We start from the raw sequence: 24380 nt of genomic DNA, 5'->3' as shown, positions 1-24380 counted from the left end.
TCCTCCAGGAAGTCGAAGTATTAGCCTTCGATCGAGTCTGTTGCGTGAGTGACGCCAAAATCGGCGGGATAATAGTTCAACGCGGAGAGAACGGGATAGGGAGTCATTCCCCCCATTGCGCAAAGCGATCCATTGACCATGGTGTCGCAGAGATAGCGCAGCACATCGATCTGTGGCGCGGCTGAACCTTGCGTGTCCGATGCGAGAATCCTGTCGATGACTTCAACGCCGCGAGTCGACCCTATACGGCAAGGGGTGCATTTCCCGCACGACTCAAGCGCACAAAATTCCATGGCATAGCGGGCAAGCTTTGCCATATCGGCTGAGTCATCGTGGACGACTATTCCTCCATGCCCCAAAACGGCCCCCATGCTCGCGTACGACTCGAAATCCAGCGGTACGTCCCATTGAGATTCAGGTACATACGCACCTAGGGGCCCTCCTACCTGGACTGCCTTTACCGGCCTGCCGGAATGTGTTCCTCCCCCGAACTCAAAGATCAGCTCTCGTAAACTAATACCAAACGCTTTTTCTATGAGGCCTCCGTGTTTGACGTTTCCAGCCAATTGAAGCGGAAGCGTGCCCCGCGAACGTCCTACGCCGTAGTTTTGGTAAAACTGCGCACCACGGGCCAAAATGATGGGAACACTTGCAAACGTGATGACGTTGTTAATGACAGTGGGCATTCCAAACAGCCCATTTATTGCAGGGAGTGGAGGTTTTGCTCGTACAACGCCGCGCTTACCTTCGAGGCTTTCGAGCAGCGCAGTTTCCTCGCCACAGACATAGGCACCAGCGGCTTTTCGTACGTAGAGATTAAAGGAGCGCGCCGTGCTAAGAATATTGTTGCCCAAAAAGCCTGCTTCCTTAGCCAATGAAATGGCTGCGCTCATGGTAGCGATCGCGTGAGGGTATTCAGACCGGATGTATACGTATCCCTCGGTAGCACCAACAGCAAGTGCCGCGATCGTCATACCTTCAATCAGCATGAACGGATCACCCTCCATCACCATACGATCTGAGAATGTTCCGGAGTCCCCTTTATCGGCATTACAAACGATGTATTTGAGCGTGCTGGGAGCTTGTTGGACAGTTTTCCATTTGATACCCGCAGGAAAAGCAGCGCCTCCGCGCCCACGCAGTCCTGATTGAGTGACTGATTCAATGATGGTACTGGAGGCAAGCTTCGAGGCTGCTTGCAATCCCACAAAACCTTCCAGCCTTCGGTAGTCATCAATCGATAGTGGGTCTGCCAACCACATACGTCCAAAGGTAAGGCGTTCTTGCTTAGCGAGGTAGGGAATCTCTTCGGTGATACCTAAGCGCAAAGGATGTTCAAGACCGTTCAACATCCCTGAATCGAGTAATCCGGTAACATCCTGAGGTGAAACAGGCCCGTAGGCGATACGTCCTAATGGCGTATTCACCTCAATAAGAGGCTCCAACCAGAAAAGCCCCTTGGAACCATTACGCACCACGCAAACCGAAAGAGCACGCTGCCTGCACTCATCCAGCAGTTGGGAGGCAACCCTGTCTGCTCCAGTGGCGATGGATGCAGAATCTTTAGGGATGTAGACCGTAACAGCGCTCACGATCGAGCCTCCAATCCAGCGATTAGCTGGTCGAAAACGTGGGGCGTAAGTCTGCCATAGGGTTGACCGTCCAACGTAAGCGCAGGTGCTGATGCACAAAGTCCCAAGCAATAGACCGGCTCGATGCACAGATCAGCGCTTGCCTGTGCCGTCTTGTTTATATGATCGGAAAGGGCATTACCTCACATCGCTTGGCAAGCCTCGGCTCGACATACTTGAACAACCCGGCCGTTGGGAGCGGTGCTTCGAAAGTGATGGTAGTAGGTGACCACACCGTGAACCTCTGCTTTAGAAAGGTTCAAAGCTAGTGCTACCCTGGCGATGGCTGTCTGTGGTACGTGGTGGAGAGCATCTTGAATATCGTGCAGAATCGGCAGCAGCGCACCAAGCTTATTCGCGTGCTTTTTTATAGCCTTTTCAACAGGATCGAAACCTTCAAGGGGAACGATCATCTGATAGCCTCATATTCTTATAGTTGTGCGAGCATTACTGCACTATCGTGGGGCTAATCTTAAAACAGAATAACCTTACCGCGATCGTAGAACGTTCAAGAGACGACAGTAAGGATCAGATGCTACTAAAAAATGCAACACAGATAAAAATAGAACACTAAAAATATTATATTTCGCAAGACGAAGGCGGTTTAAAATACACCTTGCGTACCGGACGATAACAAGGTGATCGCAATGTAATAAATCTACAATCAACAATTCCTTGTAATTCGATACATAAAAACAGCATCAAACCGCAAGCACGCAATGACTTGCAAACTCCGCTTAGAAAATCAAATATCAAACGCTATCAAGTTTTTTTGCTGCCTACACAAATCTAATTTAGAACACGTTGCTGTCGACAAAATAAATAATTCAAAATCTATTGCAGCAAGTGGTTTTGAAAAGAAAAATCCCTGAACCGAATCGCACCCTTGTTCTATGAGAATTCTTAAAACAGATTCTGTTTCAACACCTTCTGCAACAACATCAAGTTTCAAGTTGTGTGCCAGGGTAATCATTGCCTGGACGATTACTCTATCATCAGGACTTTCGACAATATTTCGTATAAATGACTTGTCAATTTTTAGATTATCTACCGACAAATTCTTAAGATAGGACATACTGGAATAGCCAGTACCAAAATCATCAATCGACAGTTTTACACCCATAGCTTTAAGCTCATGGATAGTAGCTATCATCCGTTCTGAATCTTCGATCAGGATAGATTCGGTTATCTCTAACTCTAGAAGATCGGGGTTTAAGCCTGACTCAGACAAGGCCTGCGCTACATCACTCACAAGACTTCCGTGTTTAAACTGTAAGGCCGAACAGTTCACTGCTACAACGCATCGTAAGACCCCTGCGTCCTGCCACTTAACAGCTTGATTGCAGACGGTGCGCAGTACCCAGCTCCCAATGGGCAAGATCAAACCGCTCGCCTCCGCTTCTGGAATAAATTCACCAGGAGAGACTATGCCTCGCTGAGGATGACGCCAACGAATCAATGCCTCTGCCCCAATGACATTCCCTGTAGCAAGATCTATTTGGGGCTGGTAAAAAACTTCAAACTCTTCTGCTTGCAACGCATTTCGCAACTCCATCTGTAACTGTAAACGTTTCACAGCAATCCCACCCATCTCATGGGTGTACATAAGGTGACGATTACGACCATTCTTTTTCGCTTGATTAAGTGCAATATCAGCCGCTTTCAGCAGGTCATTAAAGTTACTCCCATGATCCGGGTATTTTGCAACGCCGATGTATGAGCCAAGCTCAATAGCGCCTCCTTCTACCAGCCATGGTTTCGCAACCTCCGCACACAGCTTTGACAAAAACACATTGAGCGCTGGCGAAAACTCTGAAGAAACCACTATCAGAAATTCATCTCCCCCTAAACGTGCAACAGTGTCAACGCCGCAAAAGTCGTTAAGGCGTTTTGCGAGCATACAAAGTACAGCATCACCCGCAACATGCCCAAGCGAATCATTTATCGTTTTGAAGTTATCAATATCAAGGTACAATAATGAAAACGATGCCGCACATGATGCGCTCCGCTTTATCTCTCGCTCTACATGTTCATGGATATGTCTTCGATTCGGTAATTCAGTAAGCGCATCATGATAAGCCATGAATGAAATACACCGAACAGCTTTTTGATGCTCTGTTATATCTAGCAATGTTACAACCGCACCAACCAACACCCCATTGTTCACACTCGGATAAGCGCGAACATCTAGGCACAGAATCTCGTGCGTACCGCCCACACTAATGTTTTCAATACACTGAAGCTCTTGGCCTTCTTTTACAGCAGACAGAATTTTGTTTTTCAAGAATGTATGTGCATTGCCTGGTGGCATGCGAAAATATTCATCTACTGGGATGTTTTTTAATGGCAAATCACGATGAACATTAAAAAGTTTTCGACAAGCGACATTTCCAAAAATACATCGTCCGTCTAGGTCAATCTTTAAAATAGCATGACCAACCGCATCAAGCAGATGCCGAATTCTTTCATCAGCACCTCTCAACTCTTTCGCGGCATCAGCTTCGTGTTGTAAGAGTGCGTGGAGGCGCCTATCAAAACCGAGGATTATTAAAAAAAGTACTATTCCTAGACCGGCCGAAACAAGCGCCATCAAATACCACTCGTTCAAATAGTCTCGGCACGCAAGACCGATAGAGAGAGCCAACGGGTAATCACCAATACGCTTGAACCCGTAAAGGCGCTCCACACCGTCAATGTTCGAACGCATATGTAAAGTGCCTTCGCGTATTCCGGATGCCAACTGCTCACCTAAATAATCAGGCGTTAACAATGTATAAGGGTCTAAGAGTGGTGGGTGGCGAAGAACTATTTCGGGTTGATCTATACGGCGAATAGCAATTGATCCCGCTGGCCCAACATCAACCTTGTTGAACAATTCAAGAACGACACTTAGCGGGAATGATGCGGTCACCCACCCCTTGTATTGATGCTGACCATCAAACAACCGCATAGCGACCCGTAATAGATGGTGCCCCCTGTCCTGCTCTATCAGCATATCAGTTGTCAGGTTTTTTAATTTATCTTCACGTGTCCCACTGAGAATTGACCAATATCGTAACTGATCGAAAGAAGGCTCCACCTCGGAGCCCTTCGAGCTAAGAATTAACGCTCCTTTAGTATCAACAATCTCGAAATCTACACCAGCAGGAACGGTTTGCGTTTGCTCACGCAACGATTCAGCAATCGCTACATCAAACCCATGAGTATGAAAAGAGCCTTTTTGCACGGCCATCGCTATACGGCGAAGGCTGCCGTGCAACGGCTGTAGAAGCCCAGAATCGAGGCGGGCCTCTAAGACAAGGCTTAAATTGCCAATATCCGACTCGGCTTGACGCTCAGCCTGCCGATACGCTAACACCAAAAGTACCGTCAGTAGCAGCAGCAAACCACAGCCGAATACCCTCCAACGGTAGGTTCGGAGTATATTTTTTTTTTCATTGCCGCCGCAACGAAATAGCGTGTTTGAGCTATACAAATTTAAGTCATTCACAATTCAGTTTCACAATGAGAACCGCTTGACCATTCCATTCAAACTGGCAGCAAGCCGCGATAGCTCAACGCTCGCACTGGAGGTTTGTGTTGCTCCCGCCGCCGATTGGGTTGATAAGTCATGAATATTCACCAGGCTTCGATCCACTTCTCGGGCAACGAGCGCTTGTTGTTCAGAAGCGCTAGCAATAACCAAATTACGCTCATTGATTTGAGATACAGCGAACGTAATTCTCTCTAAGGCGCTATCAACGATATGTGCGCGCTCGAGTGTCTGTTGAGACTGCTCAACGCTTAATTTTAAAGCCGTCACAGTGACTGCCGTACCCTTTTGAATCCCCATAATGATAGATTCAATTTCCTGTGTTGAACTTTGAGTACGCATCGCCAAGGAACGCACTTCATCTGCCACAACGGCAAACCCGCGACCTGCTTGCCCTGCCCTCGCTGCTTCAATGGCAGCATTCAACGCTAAAAGATTGGTTTGCTCAGCAACATTATGAATAACCTCTAGCACCTTCCCGATGCCACGTGCTTGTTCAGACAACATATCAGCTTGACCAGACGCGCTAGACATCTCTTTAACTAAAGCTTGGATTAATATGACCATTTCTGAAACTTGTTGATGCCCATTACGCATCTCTATATCCGATTCACGAGAAAGATTAGATGTCAAAACGGCATTACTAGCAACCTCGTCTACAGCGCTACTCAATTGCGTGATAGCCGTAGCCGCTTGCTCAATTTCGTTGCGTTGTTGCTGAAGTCCAGAGGTACTGTCCTCCATGACACTGCTCATTTCTTCTGAGGCTGATGCCAATTGACTTGCCGAATCACTGATATTACTGATTGTCGATCGCAAGCTTTCTTGCATGTCATACATGGTTTTTAGCAAAGCGGCTGGCTCATCCCTATCATTAGACGATATCCTTGCCTCATTTAATTTCCCGTCAGATATTGATTGCGCAACACGTAAAACCTGCTGAATAGGTTTAACAATACTTCGAGTTAATGACCAAGCCAGCAAAATGGTTAGCAGGATCGCACCACCAATCGCCAGTCCAGCAATAATGACTGTACGATCGTAAAGCTCCTGCACATTCTTGGCCGCATCACTGGCCGAGCGCTGGTTATAATCAATCAGTGCTAGAAGATCCTTATCCACTGTTCGGCCTGCATCCGCCAACGTCTTGCTCAGCGGATCGGATTCATACAGAACTGTCTTGCCAGAAGTGATGACTTGTAACACTAGATCTAGGTTGCGCAGGAAAACGACGAGATTATTTTCAAGTTCTGAGGCCAAGACATGCTCTTCTGAGCCAAGGTTGCGAGAACTATAGGACACTAAGTCAGCACTCAGTTTTTGTCTGAGTCCTTTCATCATGGTTTCGCTACGCGCTTGGACTTGAGGATCGTTGCTGGCCCGAATACGAATACTTTCAATACGAATTCCTGCGACCTGACTGGTTACGGATTGTAGCGTGGTGACACCCGATAATATATATCCATTGATATGCTGAGTGACTCTATTTAACTCAGCTATACGAGACATACTAAACAGCCCTACCAACAATAAAATCATCGTAATAAGACCAAAGCAAATGGACGCTCGTGTGCCTATTGTAAGTCTTCTTAAAATCACTACCGCTTCCTTCTCGCCATGAATTTCACATTCCGATGGCATAATGCCACGGAGTAAAACAATATAGAAAGATAGAACAGCAACGCCTTCGGGTCTCCCCAAACTAAAGGATGACCGAACTAACATAAAGGTATTAGGTGCTAATACCTTCGTTTACCAAATCGCAACCGAGCCCCGAAACCACACCTTCAATTAAATCGACCATCCTCAACACATCAAATGGCTTACTCAACAACGCCAGCGCTCCGGCCGAAATCGCTTTGGCGCGAACCGATGGATCGGGAAATGCAGTGATAAAAATTATCGGTAGATATATCCCTTGCTCAACCAAGCGCCGCTGAACATCTAGCCCGGACAAGCCTGGCATCTGAACATCCAATATTAGACAAACACTATCACGAATGGACGCCGACTCAAGGAAGTCTTTGGGAGCGGAAAATGATTCCACCAAATATCCTAAAGCACGAATCAACCCTTCGAGTGAAGTTCTCACCGAGATATCATCGTCAACAATAAAAACAAGAGGTATGGACAATTTATGTCACCAAGACGTATTCTTCGTTCTTTATACTATACCCAACAGATAGAATTATAAATTATACACTGGTATGCCTTTTTACGCCTATTAGATAGATAAAGCTTCTGCAATCTTTACCAGCTCAGCGAAAGACTTAGCACGCATTTTTTTCATCGCGCTAGCCCTGTATATTTTTACCGTTACCTCGCTTAAATCGAGCTCGCTCGCGATATGTTTATTCATTAAGCCAGCGGTGGCCATTCCCATAACCTCTTGTTCACGAGGCGTTAGCGTTTCGAACCGGCTGCGCATCTCACTGGATGCTTTATTTTTCACACGACGGGCTGTGTCATGGGCTAACGCATCCATTACCGAATCTATTAAATCTTGCTCACGAAAAGGTTTTGTTAAAAAATCACAGGCACCTGCCTTCATTGCTTTCACGCTCATGGCAATATCACCATGTCCTGTCATAACAATGACAGGTAAATTAAGATTCAGCTCTAACATTTTAGCCTGAAAATCTAATCCATTTGTTCCTTTAAGCCGCACATCCAGGAGCAGGCAGCAAGGAATGTTCGGTCGTGGGTAGTCCATAAATTCACTGGGTGATGAAAAGGTGTTAACTTGCAAATCGACAGAACGTAGCAGCCCACTAATGGAATCGCAGATGGCTTGATCATCATCAATAATAAAAACACATGATTCGTTCATTTGATAAGCTCCAATGCACACGGCAGAGAGAACGAGAAAACAGCACCCTCTCCAGCGTTACTTTTAGCCCAGATTCTTCCACTATGAGATTCGATAATCGAACGACATATTGAAAGCCCCATCCCCATCCCGTCAACTTTAGTTGTAAAGAATGCTTCAAACAGAACATCTAGATGCCCAGCATCTACTCCTTCGCCACTATCGCGAACTTCAACAATCGACTGTCCAGCCTCTTCTCTAATGGTAAGGTACAGGTTACGCAGAGAATTCGTGCTTAAACTGATTGCTTGGATACTGTTCATAATAAGATTAATCAAAACCTGCTGCAGCTGAATTTGATCGCCCAGAACCGGCGAGCGTCTATGACCCAAATGACAAAACACCTTAATCTTATGTTGCTGTATCTCGCGATCGAGCAAAGTCAATGTTTCCGCCATCACCCGCCCTAAGTCTAACGACTCATATTTAGGCTCAGTTTTACGAGTCATCGCTCGTATGCGTTGAATAATTTCACTGGCTCTCTTGGCGTCACTCGCCGTCCTCTCAATCGCCGCGCGCGCCTCATCCAAATCAGGACTTGAACGTCCAAGCCATCGTCGAGCCGCTTCCGCATTAGTCGCAATGGCAGTTAATGGTTGATTGACCTCATGGGCTATAGACGCCATCAACTCCCCTACAGTTGTAACTCGACTAATATGGGCCAGGGTTACCTGTGAACGATGAAGCGCTTCTTCGGCTATACGAGCATCAGTAATATCATTGTTGCTCGCTAGTATCGACCTGGGAAATCCGTGACCATCCCGTGAGAGCAACCACCGGGTGGAAATAATTACTGTTTTTCCATTCCGTGTCGATTGGGTTAACTCACCTTCCCAGCTACCTTCCCGCAATAACTCAGCCCTTATTTCCATGATCGATATACTTGATTGGCTTTTCAATAATTCCCAGCATTTTTTACCAATCGCCTCCTCCTTCGTCCAACCATATAGGTTTTGAGCACCCACATTCCATGTTCTAATCGTGCTATCCATTGAGCAGACCATTATCGCATCGTGAGTATGGGCTAAGAGTCTTAATTGCTCCTGCAATCTGTCATTAGCTTTTTGACTTTTTGCAGCCAACCAAGCAGTGATGGCAATGGCGATAAGACTCACCAGGCAACGCGCAAGCGCGCTAGTAAGCAATTCATCGCAGTGTGATATAAAATAAGCCGCGAGTGTAAGACCGGCGCAGGCTAACGACACCATGCACAATCCATACGCACAAAAACTATTCATAGCAATCAATATGACCAAAACATACAATACCGCGACAGCCATATTCAAAGACGTTAAGGTATCAATAATGAATATAGAGAGAGTGGATACGCAAATCCCCACTCGTAGAGCCGCAGAACTGATTGAACTGTTCATTTACTATTAATTCCGGTTAATCAACATGCAATCCATAATCGATGAGACCACGATACTCCTTCATCTGGATTACATACGTGCACGGGATTTCCAAATCCTACGGAAAACTAAACTTCAAACTGGACTGGCATTCAATTCCGGTTGAACCTCATACAGTAAGTAGCTACTCCACCCCAAGCACATTTACGTTCCACACCCGTACTTCTGAAACCAAGTCAACGCCTTGAATAAATTCCCCAGTGGAAACATATGCAACCGAATTTCCCCCAAATCTCTACGCTGAGTTTCTAAAAACAACGAATCCAAGAACCGATCAGGCCCAACTCGTGAAAGGATAGAAGTTAATTGCCATCCGAAACGTTGAAGCAGATTAACTGAAGTGCGCACGCGACATATTCTAGCAAAATTAATAATCCCTTCTATACTCGTAGGACTGGGGATACCAACTCGAATGGGAACGTGTATTCCTTCGCTCCGCACTTGCTCAATCCAGGTTACTACCGTATTGATATCGAATGAAAGTTGTGTAGTTATTTCTACTTTGAAACCCAGTGCCAACAAGGTATTGACTTTTAACTTTAGATAAGTCCACAGCACTTCATCTTCTATGTGTGGGTGGCCTTCTGGATAGCCTGTGATACCTACTGTTTGTATGGCTTTAGGATTAAGGAAATTTCCATTGATAATATCCATTGAATCGATGAACGGCCCCTTCGGGGTAGAAGGGTCACCACCGACGAGGAACACCTCTCGCACCCCTCTCTCTTCTGTAGATCGCGAAAGGATGGAGCCAAGCTCTTCACGTGACGCGATTCGCCTCGCGGAAATAATTGGCCTTGGACGAGCACCTAGCGTGAGAAGCGAATCAATGGCATTTAACCGATCGTAAAATGTTTCATTCCCGATAAAGGCTATGTTTACCGTTACTCCTTGTAGCATTGTTGCGCGTGCATGCGGAAACGCAAACACATCCTTCGCGGTAGCTTCCAGGGAGCCCCCTTCAAACAACTGTGATCGAATAGCCATTGATTTCTCCTACAATAAGGGCGCTATGTCGCAACTGGTTTAGAGTGTGAGCGTTGATTCAGCGAAAACTCCCGAAGCTACACGCCATATGGCCTGAAACCGGATTTCACACCCGCGCTATTGTTAGAAAGCGGTATTCCTGCTTCGATCATTGCTGACTCAACAACCTTCACATATTCAGGCGACAACTGTGTAAGCGGAAGGCGAAGCCCTTCATGAATTATTCCCATCCGAACCATCGCCCACTTGATCGGAATCGGATTCGATTCAATAAAAAGAGCTTGATTGAGCGAGGCTAAACGTTGGCTCAGCAGTTGTACAAGGGCAACTTCCCCTCTTAGTGCTAATGCGCATAGCTCGTGCATTAGACGAGGTAAAATATTGGCGGTAACGGAAATATTACCGTGCCCGCCCATAAGTATGAATGCCGCTGCTGTCGCATCGTCTCCACTATAGAGAGAGAAACTTGGTGGCACTTTATGTAAGAGTTCATTGACTCGAGCGATATCCCCGGTCGCGTCTTTTAATCCGATCACGTTATCTAGTTGAGCGAGTGACACGATAGTGTCAACGCTCATACGGGCATTTGTTCGACTGGGGACGTCGTAGACAATCATAGGAAGTTCACAGCATTCTGCAACTGCCCGGAAATGCTCGTAAATGCCCATTTGGGTAGGTCTGTTGTAGTAAGGTACTACGGATAAACAAGCGTCCACACCGGCGTCTCTCGCGGCATGCGTGAGTTCAATCGCTTCACTTGTAGAATTAGCGCCCGTTCCGCCGATGATGGGTATACGATCCGTTGCGATGTCGACAGCTACTCGAATCAGTTCTATATGGTCTTCCAACGCGATAGTAGGGGTTTCACCAGTCGAACCGGTAATAACCAGAGCATCTGTCCCCTCTTCGATATGCCAGTTAATAAGCTCTCTAAAGGTCAACCAATCGATTGCGCCATCGGGGAACATAGGAGTAATAAGGGCGACCATGCTCCCACGAATATTCAAATTATTATCTGCCATTTCATTACTCCGCTGATTGCAATGAAGCAACCAGTTGCTCCATAGATAATTGGTTGAATGTGACTTCGAGTTTTGCTAACCCAGCATCCATTTCAACGTTCTCGATAATCAGACTAGGCGCGAGGCGAATCACGTCTGGCCCTGCTTGTAGCACCATCACACCTTGCTCGAGGCATTTAGTCATGATGTAACGCGCCTTTCCTTTCCAGGCGGGTGTGAGCACACACCCGAGTAGAAGCCCGATCCCTCTTATCTCCTCGAATATGCCGTAGCGCGCTCCGACTTCACTCAGAGCCTTGACCAAATAAGCGTGACGCGCTGAGACCCCTTCAAGAACCTGCGAACTGTTAATCAAGTGCAATGCTGCTTCGCCAACAGCACAGGCCAGTGGGTTACCACCGAACGTACTGCCATGGGTTCCTACACCTAGATGCTGGGCCACTTCGTTCGTCGTAAGCATTGCAGCTAGAGGAAAGCCGCAACCGATAGCTTTCGCAGCGGTCAATACATCTGGAACGACTCCGAAGTATTGATACGCGAAGAGCTTGCCAAGACGCCCCATGCCAGTTTGAACTTCATCAAAAATAAGCAACGCACCATGCTCATCGCAAAGTTCACGTGCCCGTTGGAGGTAGGCATAGGTCGCCGGCAGGACACCGCTTTCCCCAAGAATAGGTTCAAGCACCACCGCACAGGTTTTACTGGAAATTGTCCGTTCAAGAGCTTCAATATCGTTGAATGGTACGTGCCGAATCCCTGCGATAGCCGGGCCAAATCCTTGTGAATACTTTGGCTGACCCGCCACGCTTACAGTGAACAGGCTCCTACCGTGAAAGCTCTCAAGTGCAGAAATAATTTCGTACTTCCCTTCACCGCCAGTAATCGTTCCATACCGCCGAGCTAATTTGAAAGCAGCTTCGTTAGCCTCTAAACCAGAGTTTGCAAAAAACACCCGGTCAGCGAAAGTTGCCTTTGTTAGAGAGGCCGCAAGGCGAATGGCCGGTTCATTGGTGAACACGTTAGAGATATGCCACAGCCGCTGAGATTGCTCAGACAGCGTTTGAACTAACGCTGGATGGCAGTGTCCCAATGCATTGACAGCAATCCCCCCGGCGAAGTCGATGTACTCGTTGCCATCCTGATCCCAAATACGCGCCCCCTGCCCTTGCACAGGAATAACTTGGGCTGGCGCATAGTTAGGCACCATAACTTGTTCATAAAGCGATCTGGAAACTGGAACAGCCATTAGAATGCTCCCATGCGCTAAGATATTTTAGCGCTTGATATAAATGCACGATTTCCAATCAGAAACCGCCTGAAACAGGAGGCCGGCAGCTTTTATCGCCGACCTGACTCGTCATTAGCTTTTAGCCAAACCGCTGCCTGAATTCGGTCATATACATGGCCAAGGACCGAACAGCTTCTTCGCTTACCGCGTTATAAAGCGATGCTCTCATACCGCCTTTGGCTCGATGACCTTTAAGTCCGAGCAATCCTCGCTCCGTAGCGCCGACAAGAAACAGCGATTCAAGTTTTTCGTCGGCAATACGAAAAGGAATGTTCATCGACGAACGATCTTCTCTAGCCACGTCATTAACATAGAAGTCACTGCTGTCGATTAGCTCATAGAGGATGCGCTTCTTTCGTATGTTTCTCGTCTGCATAGCTTCAAGACCGCCCAGCGACTTAAGCCACTGAAATACCAAGCCGGCCGCATACCAGGCAAATGTACTGGGTGTATTGAACATTGAATCATGTTTAGCCAGTACTTGGTAATTTAGTATATCAGGGCAAAGGGCATGTGCTCGCCCGAGCAAATCTTCGCGCACAATAACCAGCGTCATACCACTAGGCCCTATGTTCTTTTGGGCCCCTGCATAGATCAGACCGAACTTAGAGACATCAAGTGGCCCAGACAGAATATTTGCCGAAAAATCACCTACCAGCGGAATATCATTGTCTAGTTCCGGAATCCATTTAAACTCAAGTCCGTCAATCGTTTCATTGGACGTGTAGTGCAAGTACGACGAATTAGTCGAAACCTTCCAGTCCTGTTCACGCGGAATTGCTTTGTAGTCACTCAGCAATGCGGACGCCGCGATATTTACGTCTCCATATCGACTGGCAGCTGCCAAGGCTTTTTGAGACCAGTAGCCTGTATCAATATAATCACAAACCCCCGAATCCTCCATCAAATTCATCGGAATCTGTGAAAACTGCAAAGTACCGCCACCTTGAAGGAACAGCACTTTGTAATTCCAAGGTATACCTAGCAAGTCCCTTAAATTTTGCTCAGCATCACGGGCCATTTGAACAAATACCTCGGAGCGATGACTGACCTCCATTACCGAAGCGCCCGTCCCTTTCCAATTCAGTAACTCGTTCTTAATTTGTTTAAGAACAGGCTCTGGCATCGCGGCTGGCCCTGCACTGAAATTATAGTTCCTTGCTGCTAATACCATTTGATAGGACTCCTGAAACATTGCCACCTGTTGCACCAAATCTCAAAAACCGTGGTATGTCTTTAAGAATTGATGGTGGCAACTAAAATTGGATGAAGGTGATGATCTTTAGTGATATGCGTCGCCAGGCCTAACTTTGCCTCGGAATACGTAATACGCCCATGCCGAGTAACCAAGGATCAAGGGAATGATCACCAACGCACCGACGAGCGTGAAGCCCAGGCTCTGTGGCGGAGCTGCTGCACTCCAAATTGAAATGTTCGGCGGTACGATATTTGGCCATACACTAATGGCGAACCCAGAATAGCCAAGGAACATCAAAACGAGAGACCATATGAATGGCCCTGTTTTAGGGTCGTCTTTTAGAGTTTTCACAATAAAGTATGTGGATGCCAATACCAGAATCGGAACCGGTAAGAAAAACCAAAGGTTGGGTAAGCTAAACCACCGTGATGCAATGGCTGGATGAGTAAGCGGCGTCCAGATTGAAACAATCACGAACAAGCCCACTACTGAAAACATGATAGGTCGAGTGATGCGTATCATCGTCCTTTGTAGCCGACCTTCAGTTTTCAAGATTAACCACGTAGACCCTAATAACGCGTAACCAATTACTACCCCGAACCCGGTAAATATGGAGAATGGTGTCAGCCAGGACATGACGCTTTCAGCTACATTCGTGTCCTCAGATACGTCCACACCATTGATGAACGCTCCAAGAACCACTCCCTGGAAGAAGGCAGCTACAACGGAGCCCGTCATGAACGCCTTGTCCCAAAAGGGCTTGTGCTCTTCATTTGCTTTGAAACGGAACTCGAATGACACCCCGCGCCAGATCAAGCCTGCCAACATCAATAGCAAAGGCACATAGAAAGCGCTTAGCAGGATTGCGTATGCCTTTGGAAATGCAGCCATCAACCCGGCACCTCCGAGCACAAGCCATGTCTCATTCCCATCCCAAACCGGCGCAACGGTATTGACCATGGTGTCACGATGTTCCCGATTCTTGATGAACGGAAAGAGGATGCCAATGCCGAGGTCGAAGCCGTCCATGATCACGTACATCATGACGCTGAGCCCAATAATCATTACCCAAACAAGAGGAAGATCAATGCCCATTTTCGCTCCCTCCGTTAGTGAGATTTAACACTGGATTTAAGAGACTCTCTGACTGCCGATAGCGGTCTGGCAGGACGTTGATCCAATGCGTCTCCATCAGGTGGAGTGTCGTGTTCGATAGGCCCCTGTCTAATCAATCTGAACATGTAGGCGATACCAATTCCGAAGACGCAGGTATACATCACCGTCAGTACGCCTAGTGTGACTGACATAGTCATCGTCGAATGGTTAGAAACAGCATCCTTCGTACGCATGAGGCCATATACGACCCAGGGTTGCCGTCCTATTTCTGTCGTGTACCATCCAGCCAGCATGGCAACCAGACCACTAGGCCCCATCAACAAGGCGAATCGAGCAAGTGCACGAGATTCGTACAATTGACCTCTCCATCGCGTGCATACAGACCAGAGGGCAAAGACAGTCATCAACATGCCCAGGCATACCATCACTCGGAACGTCCAGAACAATATGGCAGCGTTCGGACGGTCTTCAGGTGGAAAATCCTTGAGCGCTGGAATTGTCCCGTTCCACTCATGTGTGAGAATGAGACTGGCGATGTGGGGTAACTCAACCGCATGGTGTGTCGTTTCGTTTTCCATATCTGGAATACCGAAAAGCACCAGTGGAACGCCTGCACCTGGTTCGTTTTCCCAATGCCCCTCAATAGCTGCAATTTTCGCTGGCTGATGTTTTAGAGTGTTCAGCCCATGAGCATCACCAACGAGCACTTGCAATGGAGCAGTGAAAAGCAGCATCCACATGGCCATTGAAAACATCTTTTTAACTGTAGGTGTTCGATTTCCTCTAAGTAGGTGCCAGGCACCGGAAGCGCCGACAAACAATGCGGTAGCTAGCATTGCAGAAATGACCATGTGCGCCAGTCGATAGGGAAACGATGGATTGAAAATGACCTCAATCCAGTCGACTGGTATCACCACGCCATTCACAATTTCATAGCCTTGCGGCGTTTGCATCCAGCTGTTGGAAGCGATAATCCAGGTGGCTGATATTAAGGTTCCGATCGCTACCATGATCGTGGCGAAGTAATGCAGGCCAACACCCACCTTGCTCCGACCAAAGAGCATCACCCCCAAAAAACCTGCCTCAAGGAAGAAAGCAGTGAGTACTTCATAGGTCAACAAGGGGCCTGTAACGCTCCCAGCGAATTTAGAATAACCACTCCAATTCGTGCCGAACTCATAAGCCATGACTAATCCGGACACCACACCCATGGCGAAATTAACGGCAAAGATTTTTGACCAAAATTGATAAAGGTCGATGTATACCTGTTCCTTTTTACGAAGCCATAAACCTTCAAGGACTGCAAGATAGCTAGCAAGTCCTATCGTGATGGCCGGAAAAATAATGTGAAACGATACCGTGAATCCAAATTGAATCCTTGCAAGTTCCAAGGCTGTTAAAGTGAACATAGCTAAATCTGGCCTCCTCGAAATAGGCGATCCAGCAGCGTGTTGGAATGATACTGACGCAACTCAAGAGTATTGGCTGCGTCCTTCCACCTTTGAATTGGAACGCTGTCAGAAACCAGTAATCCAGAAAAACCACATTTAATCAGTGCAGAAAATTGATCAGGAAGCAGAGAACCCGATGCTCGTATATCTTTCGGGAAGTTATGTCTCTCGCGCAGTAGTCGAGCAAGCGTAAAACCCCGACCGTCCCTAGTTTTTGGGAATTCGATAACAACAAGCGAAATCTGATCCAGTAGACCATACACCGCAGAATTATCTTCACCACCGCTGAGCCACAGACCACCTGGCATCGCCCCCGCGTGTGATGAAAACACCTCCCACTGATCTAGACGAACCACTGTCCGTTGCGGATCCACTGGATGTTGCTCTTCATTCCAATAAATCCATTGGTCTTCTACAGGCATACCTGTCTTATCAATTAAAATCACGGAGAGCCTCCTTGAATGGATCAATCCCTATGCGTCGATAGGTATCGATCAAACGTTCGCTCTCTTCCCGTTTAGATAAGTAGATATCTACCAATGTTTCGACAACCGATGGAACATCCTCATAGGGCACAGATGGCCCTAAAATCTTACCAACCGCAGCATTTTCATCCGCACTGCCACCTAAGGTAATCTGGTAATACTCTTTTCCACCCTTCTCCAGACCCAGAATGCCAATATGTGCAACATGGTGATGTGCACAGGCATTGATACAACCGGAGACATTCAGCTTGAGCTCTCCGATTTCTCGCTGCTTTGCTTCGTCGAAACGCGATGCGATATTTTGCGCGATGGGCACGGAGCGGGCTAATGCCAAGCTGCAGTAGTCCAAACCCGGGCAGGCAATCGAATCAGAAATAAGGTTGATGTTTGGCGTGGCGAGCAGGCCTTCATACAGCTTTTCCCAAAGAGGATAGAGGTCATCAAGTTGAACATGTGGCAATACTACGTTCTGCTCATGCGATACCCGAATTTCGTTGAGCGAGTACCGCTCCGCCAGTACCGAGATAGTCTCCATCTCTTGCGCACTGATATCCCCTGGAATACCTCCGGGCGGTTTAAGCGATATAACCACGCTCAGATAGCCAGGCATTTTGTGCGCATGGGTGTTGGCTTCAACCCAGTGTCGAAACGAATAAGATTGAGCAAGCCTTATGTCAAATAGCTTTGAGGTTGAAGGGAGAACTGCAAATTGTGGAACTACAAACCTGCTACGAATTGCCTCAACGATTTCAGGATTCAAGTATTGTCGAGTCTTAGGAAGCTTTTCAAATTCTTCCTCAATCATCTCTATGAACTTGCCTGGTTTAAGCTCTTTGACAAGAATTTTAATGCGAGCTTTGTAAATATTGTCCCTGCGACCCAAGGCGTTATAAACGCGAAGGATGGCCTCAACAAAACGCAAAAGCTCGCGCTCCGGTAGCCATTCACGCACCATTGTTCCGACAATCGGCGTCCTTCCTAGCCCACCGCCAGCGTAGATCTGAAATCCGACTTCCCCCGCCTCATTTCTCTTGGCGAGAATACCGATGTCATGAAACCGGGCGGCGGCGCGATCCACTGTACTACCCGTAATAGCAATCTTGAATTTGCGAGGGAGGTAGGTGAATTCGGGATGCTCAGTCGACCATTGCCTCAAGATCTCGGCGTGGACACGTGGATCTATTACCTCATCAGCAGCTGCACCGGCGAAATGGTCTGTCGTTACGTTGCGTATGCAATTGCCACTTGTCTGTATGCAGTGAAGATCCGCATCAGCCAAAATTGACAAAATTTCAGGTGTATCCGAGAGATGTGGCCAATTGAACTGCAGATTTTGCCGGGTTGTTAAATGACCGTAACCCTTATCAAAATTACGAGCAATGTAAGCAAGCTGCCGCAGCTGAATGGCGCTGAGCGTTCCGTACGGAATAGCGATTCTGAGCATGTAGCCATGCAATTGCAGGTATACACCATTCATCAAACGGAAGACCTTGAACTCTTCCTCAGTGAGCTCACCAGTAAAACGTCGATCTACTTGCAACCCAAACTGAGCAGCTCGACTCTTCAAAAACTCCCGCTCAGAGGCATCATATTGATAGATGCCTGCCCGACCCTCGACAACGGGCACAACTGGCCGTGCATCGCGAAGATGAAGCTTTTCCTCACCGGCTTGTTTACCCAAGTCCTTTCGGATTGATGGCCCTCGGGAACGCATCAATTCGCGAAAGTCCGAAGGTATCGGCGACCCGTTGACTAGGGTGGCAGCGTGTTCCGTCGACGAGACAACCTGATTGAGCATCTCGGCCAGACTTGCTGCCGCTTGGGCTGATTCCAGACGGCTGGAGTCGAATCCACAGGCTCTCTGTAATTCCTCCACCCATTGATGATTCTGATCGAGCCAGACCACGACACCATCTCGTAGCCGGTTCGCTGAAATCAATACGTACGTCTCCATTTCCTACCTCCAAAGCTTGACTGAGTCGATAAAGACGCCCGAACCTGATGAGCGTCTCTCGAAACACTTCAATATCCATACAGTCATTACTTGTATGGATTTTAGTTACGAATGTAGGCATAATATAAACAAGACCGTATGGTATTTACAATGGAGATTGTGGGAATGTCAGAACAACAGCCGAACGACCGTTTGCAATGCCGTTGGGTCAAGCCGCTAGTAGCAGGCGCCGGGCCCAGGTATGTGCAGATTGCCGATCTCATCGGAGATGCCATACGTACCGGCGAGCTTTCCCATGGAGATCAGGTTCCACCCCAGCGAATTCTGGCCACCGCACTAGGGGTAGATTTGACGACGGTCACTCGCGCCTACGGCGAGGCTCGCGATCGCGGTCTGATCGCGTCGTTTAGCGGTCGGGGCTCATTTGTAACCAGCACAGAAGAAACAGCGGGGGAAGTACGAATTGACCTGAGCATGAACATTCCAGCTCAACCCTCCGAAAGGAGCATCGCAAACCTTGCGCTTGCAGCCATGGAAGAGGTTTTTAAACGCCAAGGTGATCGACGTCTTTCTGCCTATGACACGGGTGACTCAAACCTCTCCGCGATACAGGCAGGACAAGCTTGGCTTCGACCGGCAATAGGAGATCTTGCAAATGGCAACCTCGTGATGTCCGCCGGCACCCAAGCAGCAATCTATGCTGCGTTACAATCAACATCTCAAAAGGGAGAAAGCGTACTCTGCGAGCCTCTTACGTATCCCGGCTTCCTTTTGGCAACACGTAAACTGGGTCTTAATGCGGTAACAGTTAAGGTGGATGAGCACGGAGCGACGCCTGAATCCATTGAAGAAATGCATCGCACTACAAACGCCAAAGTCATTTATTTGAATCCTACCCTTCAAAATCCAACAACTCGTACCATGCCGGAGAAACGAAGGTCGGACATCGCTAATACGCTTCTCAAGCTCAAAATGACGCTCATTGAGGATGACCCTTATTGGTTCTTATTGAATGACGCACCGCCTCCTCTCGTGACATTTACGAAGGGAGCGAGAACATACTACATGGCCTCATTGTCAAAATGTCTATGGCCGACATTGCGCACATCATTTGTTTTGATGCCAGTGGGTGAAGAAAACAATTCATTCCTGGAAAGCCTCAGATCCTCTGGCATGGGAGGCTCGCCACTTTTATATGGCTTAACTGAGCATTGGATTCGGACGGGAGTTGCACGGCAGATCGTGTTAGAAGTTCAGGGCGAAGCTCGTGCGAGACAGACGCTTGCTCGATCAATACTTCCCAAAAACGCCTGCTCTCATCCGAGCGGATTACATACTTGGTTAGCGCTCCCATCAAACTGGAACCGCCAAGTGTTTGCGGATACCTTGGAGCAACGCGGCATTATTGTAGCCACTTCTGATGCTTTTAGTGCCGAAGAGAATCCTGAAAATGGAGTCAGGATTTCAATGGGGGGAGCTGCGAGTCAATCTGATCTTGCCCACGCCTTGCAACAAATTTCGAGTCTGTTAATGGAAGACCGGCGTCGTACCCGCACAATTGTATAAAGAATAAATGTTATGGCTGAGGGTACCCGCTACGCTAATCAGACATCAAAAAGCATGCGTTGTTTTTGATTAACTAACGGGTGCCTCGATAAGTGCGTCATTTACAATATATGTTTCCTCATGGTGACAAAAACGCTCGATCTTTGTATTAAAAATAACGGGATCCTCCTTATAGGGTAAACGTCCAAAAAAGGGACGGACACATGAGTTGACGATGGTATTTAGTTGTTAATAACGCCCATACACTACGATGAAATATAACTATCTACGTGCCGCTTAACGATGGGTTCTCGCACGAATATTAACAAACCCAGACGCAGATCCATGTCGATCATCGCCACAAATGGATGCTTGATGTGTTCAGCATCCATAGTATTGCCGGACGCCAGAAAACTTCGCGTCGCGCTGCTATTTACCTCTACCCCCATAAGCTCAATAAGTGCTCGAGCACAGATACCTCTTCATTTGACAACATCTCAAACAACTTAACTCTAACATCTCGATTTTTTTAAAAGATAAACACTAGCATTCATCACCACCAAATGTGCGATACGCTTAGGCTGATGCGCAGTTGTAGCCATAGCTACACGAGCTTCGCTCTTCAAGCGACACAGCGACACAGCGACACGATACTTTAATCAAATGATCAGTCAGCGACAAACAACATCTCGATATTGCGAGAAGTAAAGATTGTTTCCCTTCGACAAACCGCCTCAGGGCAAAGTAATGCATATTACGCTAGAGCTTGAAGAGAAATAGCGCAGTTGATATAACCAATTTTCCGACATCCCGAAAAGTCCATGAATGAAATAATGCTTCGCCCTGCCCCTCATCAGAATAGCAAGACGGTACTCCACCTCCAATGAAATATGATATCTATCCATCTCTGTATCAGACACACCAAACATGAGGTAAATAGGCGATATCGTAGGACACCAGAAAGAAGACATAAATGCTCTGATAAGCTTTTGTTTACGTTTCAGATTTGCTCTTTTTTAAGAAAATATCCGACGCCGGTCACAATTGATCCGCAGAAGCTATAAATTGAACCTCTAAGACATGGGACGGATCAACCAACAAGCCTAAAGTGCATACGCAATACTCGATCTCAATTCATTAAGCTTACCGCGCGTTATGGCGCCCAGGTAGGTAGAATTTTCAGTCTATAACACTATTAGAAACACACACCTAAAGGCGGTTAAAATGAAACAGACTTCATCGAGTTCCAAAACAGTTCGCGTCGCCGCCGTTCAAATGGCGCCCGACCTAAAGACAATTGATGGAACAGTCCAGCATGTTCTGAATGCTATTGCCGATGCCGCTAGCAAGGGAGCGCAATTAATAGTATTTCCAGAGTCCTTCATTCCTTATTATCCTTATTTTTCGGTTGTCCGTCCACCAGCAGCAATCGGTGCGGAACACAGTCGGCTGTATGAGAACGCGGTCTGCTTCCCAAGTCCTACCGTTGATGCTTTAAGCGAAGCGGCCCGCCATCATCACATCATTGTCTCAGTGGGTGTAACCGAACGTGATAACGGTACCCTATATAACAGCCAGCTGATTTTTGACAACGATGGCTCACTTATTCTAAAGCACCGAAAGATCTCACTCGCCTTTCACGAACGGATGATCTGGGGGGAAGGTGATGGAACAAGCATTAAGGTTGTCGACAGCACTGTCGGCCGATTAGGTACTCTGATTTGTTGGGAGCATTACAATCCGCTGGCTCGTTTCTCGCTGATTGCCCAGCATGAAGAAATTCATATCTCTAGCTACATTGGCTCAATGTTTGGCCAGACATTCAGCGATCAAACTGAAGCGCAGCTTCGTAACCACGCTTTAGAGAGCGGCTGTTTTGTCATTAATGCAACGGCTTGGTTGTCCACGGAACAGAGGGAGAGCATTACAACCGATCCGCAAATGCTGGAGGTAATCAGTGGTGGCTGCATGACCGCCATCATCGGGCCCGACGGTAAGCATATCGCGCCCCCTATTAGCAATGGCGAGGGCATTCTGATTGCAGATTTGGATTTCTCTCATATCGTAAGTCGTAAACGTATGATGGATGCTGTTGGCCATTATTCGCGTCCAGATTTGTTCAGTCTCACGGTTCATAGCAAGGAGACGCCGCATATCCGGAATTCGTCGGAGCAAGAAGAACCTATTAACACTTTGGACGTCGGCGGCGTTAAAGGCATGAATGCAAAAAACGAATCGCAAGCATAATCACCCATAAATGCCCATGCTAGCCGAGGTTAGACCTAGCATGGGCAAGTGAGCGTTGTCGTTTTGTACCTACGAAACCAGACAGCGCTCGGTTTTGGAACACTTCACACGGCCAATCAAATGGGAACTCCATTGCTTGCTCATGACGCTCTCAGTCGGCTCCTCCTACTTCACCCAGTCAGGACAGAGCTAGACACTCGCTGTCGATTCAACGCTCCATGGAAAATGATTCATAAAGCGGAAAAACCGTTTGTTGCCCCTTACCATTTAGTAGTAGAAGGAGAAGCATTGGTTGATATCGAAGGACGCGAATCGATCACATTACGTGCAGGTGATGTACTAGTTTTCCCGCATGGTCATGCTCACCGCCTTTACACCATGGATGCGGTCGAGAATTCACCTATGCATCCAGTGTATAAGGAAGCAATAGTTACACATGCCGAAAACACCGGGGTTGGCCCACTCACTGAAATTCTATGTGGTCAATTTCACTTTGAAGCCCCAGGTTCAAAAGCACTGGTCGATGCGCTACCAGATGTGATTCATATTAGTACTGCTGGGCGTCATGAATTCCTTCGCCTTCAAGCCCTTGTTAGCCTACTGAGGGATGAAACGAACGAAGCACTACCCGGAGCCAGTGCCGTAGTTTCACATCTTGCGTCGGCGCTTCTCCTCCTGCTTTTACGCGCATGGCTTGAACAAGCGCATGTTATGCCTGGCATGTTTGCGCTTCTTGCCGATCCAAGATTAAGCCAAGCCCTGCATGGCATTCTGACGGATCCAGGAAAACCTTGGACGCTTGAAGAGCTGGCAAACCACTGCCAAATGTCGCGCGCGACTTTTGTACGGCTTTTTCCCTCTATCGCAGGTACAACGCCGGGTGATCTGCTCATGCGGGTACGTATGATTCAGGCTGGCCAATGGCTAAGCCGGACTCGTATGAGCATCGGGGAAATTTGCGATTGTGTTGGCTACCGTTCGGAGGCTGCATTCAATCGCGCCTTTAAGCGATTTGCCGGCGTTGGGCCTGGACAGTATCGCCGCCAGCACAGCTCTTACGTAGGGGGGCTCTAAGGCTCCCTTACCAAACCATTATGATATAGCACATCTATTTAATTTAGTTATATAGGGTGAACGCATCGGTGAGACAGACACCCGTGTCAGTGATTACTTCACCGGCTCGAGGCGGCGCAACGTCAATTTCCCGAGGCGCAAGGGCTTACCTGCCTCGAATGCGACTGCAGCGCGAGATTTCATATGACTCTCTTCAAAGAATGTATTCATGTGACCAAGGCTGTCATCGCGACGACGCGGAGGTGGTTTATTTCAGGTACGTGCGCACCAAGGAAATGACCTCGTCAATCGAAGATCGCTGGGCTTCAGTCGTATCAACTAAGCTCGTGAAGTCTTCCCTTAGGTGGCTCTCCAGTACCCCGGCCATCAGGCCGTTTATCGCACCTCGTAACGCCGCGATCTGCTGCAGCACTGGAGCGCAATCGGCACCCTCTTCAAGGGATGTTTCAAGCGCATCCAACTGGCGTCTAACACGGCGAACCCAAGCCAGTACACGTTTTTTCTCTTCAGGTGTATGTGGCATCCAGATGCTCCTCGCTCGGAGTTAAGCGAGAAGCTTACACCGGTAC

At 47.7% G+C, this 24380-nt stretch carries 18 protein-coding genes and 3 pseudogenes; 3 read left to right on the top strand and 18 right to left on the bottom strand.

Features of this window, described 5'->3' with window-relative positions; all coding sequences use genetic code 11:
* Positions 1-20 precede the first annotated feature (20 nt).
* From AEQ67_RS18680 to AEQ67_RS18615, 16 genes and pseudogenes are all read right to left on the bottom strand, one after another.
* Entirely contained in the window at positions 21-1595 is a 1575-nt protein-coding gene (locus tag AEQ67_RS18680; RefSeq protein ID WP_201782090.1) for a formate dehydrogenase beta subunit, read from the bottom strand.
* Positions 1589-2044 (bottom strand): annotated as a pseudogene (locus AEQ67_RS36270) (NAD(P)H-dependent oxidoreductase subunit E). Before AEQ67_RS36270 ends, AEQ67_RS18680 begins: the two are co-directional and overlap by 7 nt.
* 332 nt (positions 2045-2376) lie before the next feature.
* Positions 2377-5121: a bifunctional diguanylate cyclase/phosphodiesterase gene (locus AEQ67_RS18670; RefSeq protein WP_152974872.1), complete on the bottom strand. Its 2745-nt coding sequence runs from the start codon at positions 5119-5121 to the stop codon at positions 2377-2379.
* Between the two features lie 9 nt (positions 5122-5130).
* Positions 5131-6192, bottom strand: a complete 1062-nt coding sequence (locus AEQ67_RS36755; RefSeq protein WP_442965649.1) for a methyl-accepting chemotaxis protein — start codon at positions 6190-6192, stop codon at positions 5131-5133.
* A 24-nt stretch (positions 6193-6216) separates the two neighbouring features.
* A pseudogene (locus tag AEQ67_RS36750) lies at positions 6217-6804 on the bottom strand (MCP four helix bundle domain-containing protein); the annotation flags it as partial.
* A 91-nt stretch (positions 6805-6895) separates the two neighbouring features.
* Positions 6896-7297 (bottom strand): response regulator transcription factor, encoded by a 402-nt coding sequence (locus AEQ67_RS18660; protein ID WP_059405301.1) that lies wholly within the window; start codon positions 7295-7297, stop codon positions 6896-6898.
* 90 nt (positions 7298-7387) lie between these two features.
* Entirely contained in the window at positions 7388-7993 is a 606-nt protein-coding gene (locus AEQ67_RS18655; RefSeq protein WP_059405300.1) for a response regulator transcription factor, read from the bottom strand.
* Positions 7990-9405 carry a PAS domain-containing sensor histidine kinase gene (locus AEQ67_RS18650; RefSeq protein WP_059405299.1) on the bottom strand — a complete coding sequence of 472 codons (1416 nt, stop codon included), beginning with the start codon at positions 9403-9405 and terminating at the stop codon, positions 7990-7992. Before AEQ67_RS18650 ends, AEQ67_RS18655 begins: the two co-directional genes overlap by 4 nt.
* 183 nt (positions 9406-9588) lie before the next feature.
* Positions 9589-10431 carry a methylenetetrahydrofolate reductase gene (locus AEQ67_RS18645; protein ID WP_059405298.1) on the bottom strand — a complete coding sequence of 281 codons (843 nt, stop codon included), beginning with the start codon at positions 10429-10431 and terminating at the stop codon, positions 9589-9591.
* Between the two features lie 77 nt (positions 10432-10508).
* Positions 10509-11453, bottom strand: coding sequence for a 4-hydroxy-tetrahydrodipicolinate synthase (gene dapA, locus AEQ67_RS18640; RefSeq protein ID WP_059405297.1), 945 nt, complete (start codon positions 11451-11453; stop codon positions 10509-10511).
* A 4-nt stretch (positions 11454-11457) separates the two neighbouring features.
* Positions 11458-12699 carry an acetylornithine/succinyldiaminopimelate transaminase gene (locus tag AEQ67_RS18635; protein ID WP_059405296.1) on the bottom strand — a complete coding sequence of 414 codons (1242 nt, stop codon included), beginning with the start codon at positions 12697-12699 and terminating at the stop codon, positions 11458-11460.
* A gap of 121 nt (positions 12700-12820) precedes the next feature.
* On the bottom strand, positions 12821-13915 hold the full coding sequence (gene serC, locus AEQ67_RS18630) for a 3-phosphoserine/phosphohydroxythreonine transaminase (protein WP_059405295.1): 1095 nt from the start codon (positions 13913-13915) through the stop codon (positions 12821-12823).
* 108 nt (positions 13916-14023) lie between these two features.
* Complete coding sequence (gene cydB, locus AEQ67_RS18625; RefSeq protein WP_059405294.1) at positions 14024-15034, bottom strand: cytochrome d ubiquinol oxidase subunit II; 1011 nt, start codon at positions 15032-15034, stop codon at positions 14024-14026.
* Between the two features lie 14 nt (positions 15035-15048).
* Complete coding sequence (locus AEQ67_RS18620; protein ID WP_059405293.1) at positions 15049-16464, bottom strand: cytochrome ubiquinol oxidase subunit I; 1416 nt, start codon at positions 16462-16464, stop codon at positions 15049-15051.
* A gap of 2 nt (positions 16465-16466) precedes the next feature.
* Complete coding sequence (locus AEQ67_RS33950; protein ID WP_236710372.1) at positions 16467-16952, bottom strand: DUF934 domain-containing protein; 486 nt, start codon at positions 16950-16952, stop codon at positions 16467-16469.
* Positions 16939-18945, bottom strand: a complete 2007-nt coding sequence (locus AEQ67_RS18615; protein ID WP_059405292.1) for a DUF2849 domain-containing protein — start codon at positions 18943-18945, stop codon at positions 16939-16941. The genes AEQ67_RS33950 and AEQ67_RS18615 overlap by 14 nt, the downstream gene beginning before the upstream one ends.
* 165 nt (positions 18946-19110) lie before the next feature.
* On the opposite strand from AEQ67_RS18615, the gene AEQ67_RS18610 reads away from it, so the two are divergent.
* From AEQ67_RS18610 to AEQ67_RS33945, 3 genes are all read left to right on the top strand, one after another.
* Positions 19111-20511 carry an aminotransferase-like domain-containing protein gene (locus AEQ67_RS18610; RefSeq protein WP_059405291.1) on the top strand — a complete coding sequence of 467 codons (1401 nt, stop codon included), beginning with the start codon at positions 19111-19113 and terminating at the stop codon, positions 20509-20511.
* 1203 nt (positions 20512-21714) lie between these two features.
* Positions 21715-22737 carry a nitrilase-related carbon-nitrogen hydrolase gene (locus AEQ67_RS18600; protein WP_082377887.1) on the top strand — a complete coding sequence of 341 codons (1023 nt, stop codon included), beginning with the start codon at positions 21715-21717 and terminating at the stop codon, positions 22735-22737.
* A gap of 120 nt (positions 22738-22857) precedes the next feature.
* On the top strand, positions 22858-23811 hold the full coding sequence (locus tag AEQ67_RS33945; protein ID WP_082377886.1) for an AraC family transcriptional regulator: 954 nt from the start codon (positions 22858-22860) through the stop codon (positions 23809-23811).
* 52 nt (positions 23812-23863) lie between these two features.
* On the opposite strand, the pseudogene AEQ67_RS35270 reads toward AEQ67_RS33945, so the two are convergent.
* Positions 23864-23994 (bottom strand): annotated as a pseudogene (locus AEQ67_RS35270) (S-(hydroxymethyl)glutathione dehydrogenase); the annotation flags it as partial.
* A 64-nt stretch (positions 23995-24058) separates the two neighbouring features.
* Positions 24059-24334, bottom strand: coding sequence for a formaldehyde-responsive transcriptional repressor FrmR (gene frmR, locus AEQ67_RS18595; protein WP_059405289.1), 276 nt, complete (start codon positions 24332-24334; stop codon positions 24059-24061).
* Positions 24335-24380 lie beyond the last annotated feature (46 nt).

It is taken from the genome of Pseudomonas sp. RIT-PI-q (assembly GCF_001297125.1).
Classification (GTDB): Bacteria; Pseudomonadota; Gammaproteobacteria; order Pseudomonadales; family Pseudomonadaceae; genus Aquipseudomonas.
This window is presented reverse-complemented; position numbering and strand designations above follow the sequence as displayed.

What these genes read in the sequence shown, in the direction of transcription:
- dapA (WP_059405297.1), bottom strand. Translation starts at nt 11,453, where the DNA reads ATGGCAGATAATAATTTGAATATTCGTGGGAGCATGGTCGCCCTTATT.
- AEQ67_RS18620 (WP_059405293.1), bottom strand. Translation starts at nt 16,464, where the DNA reads ATGTTCACTTTAACAGCCTTGGAACTTGCAAGGATTCAATTTGGATTC.
- cydB (WP_059405294.1), bottom strand. Translation starts at nt 15,034, where the DNA reads ATGGGCATTGATCTTCCTCTTGTTTGGGTAATGATTATTGGGCTCAGC.
- AEQ67_RS18610 (WP_059405291.1), top strand. Translation starts at nt 19,111, where the DNA reads ATGTCAGAACAACAGCCGAACGACCGTTTGCAATGCCGTTGGGTCAAG.
- AEQ67_RS18655 (WP_059405300.1), bottom strand. Translation starts at nt 7,993, where the DNA reads ATGAACGAATCATGTGTTTTTATTATTGATGATGATCAAGCCATCTGC.
- AEQ67_RS18650 (WP_059405299.1), bottom strand. Translation starts at nt 9,405, where the DNA reads ATGAACAGTTCAATCAGTTCTGCGGCTCTACGAGTGGGGATTTGCGTA.
- AEQ67_RS18615 (WP_059405292.1), bottom strand. Translation starts at nt 18,945, where the DNA reads ATGGAGACGTACGTATTGATTTCAGCGAACCGGCTACGAGATGGTGTC.
- AEQ67_RS33945 (WP_082377886.1), top strand. Translation starts at nt 22,858, where the DNA reads ATGGGAACTCCATTGCTTGCTCATGACGCTCTCAGTCGGCTCCTCCTA.
- serC (WP_059405295.1), bottom strand. Translation starts at nt 13,915, where the DNA reads ATGGTATTAGCAGCAAGGAACTATAATTTCAGTGCAGGGCCAGCCGCG.
- AEQ67_RS18600 (WP_082377887.1), top strand. Translation starts at nt 21,715, where the DNA reads ATGAAACAGACTTCATCGAGTTCCAAAACAGTTCGCGTCGCCGCCGTT.
- frmR (WP_059405289.1), bottom strand. Translation starts at nt 24,334, where the DNA reads ATGCCACATACACCTGAAGAGAAAAAACGTGTACTGGCTTGGGTTCGC.
- AEQ67_RS18635 (WP_059405296.1), bottom strand. Translation starts at nt 12,699, where the DNA reads ATGGCTGTTCCAGTTTCCAGATCGCTTTATGAACAAGTTATGGTGCCT.
- AEQ67_RS18645 (WP_059405298.1), bottom strand. Translation starts at nt 10,431, where the DNA reads ATGGCTATTCGATCACAGTTGTTTGAAGGGGGCTCCCTGGAAGCTACC.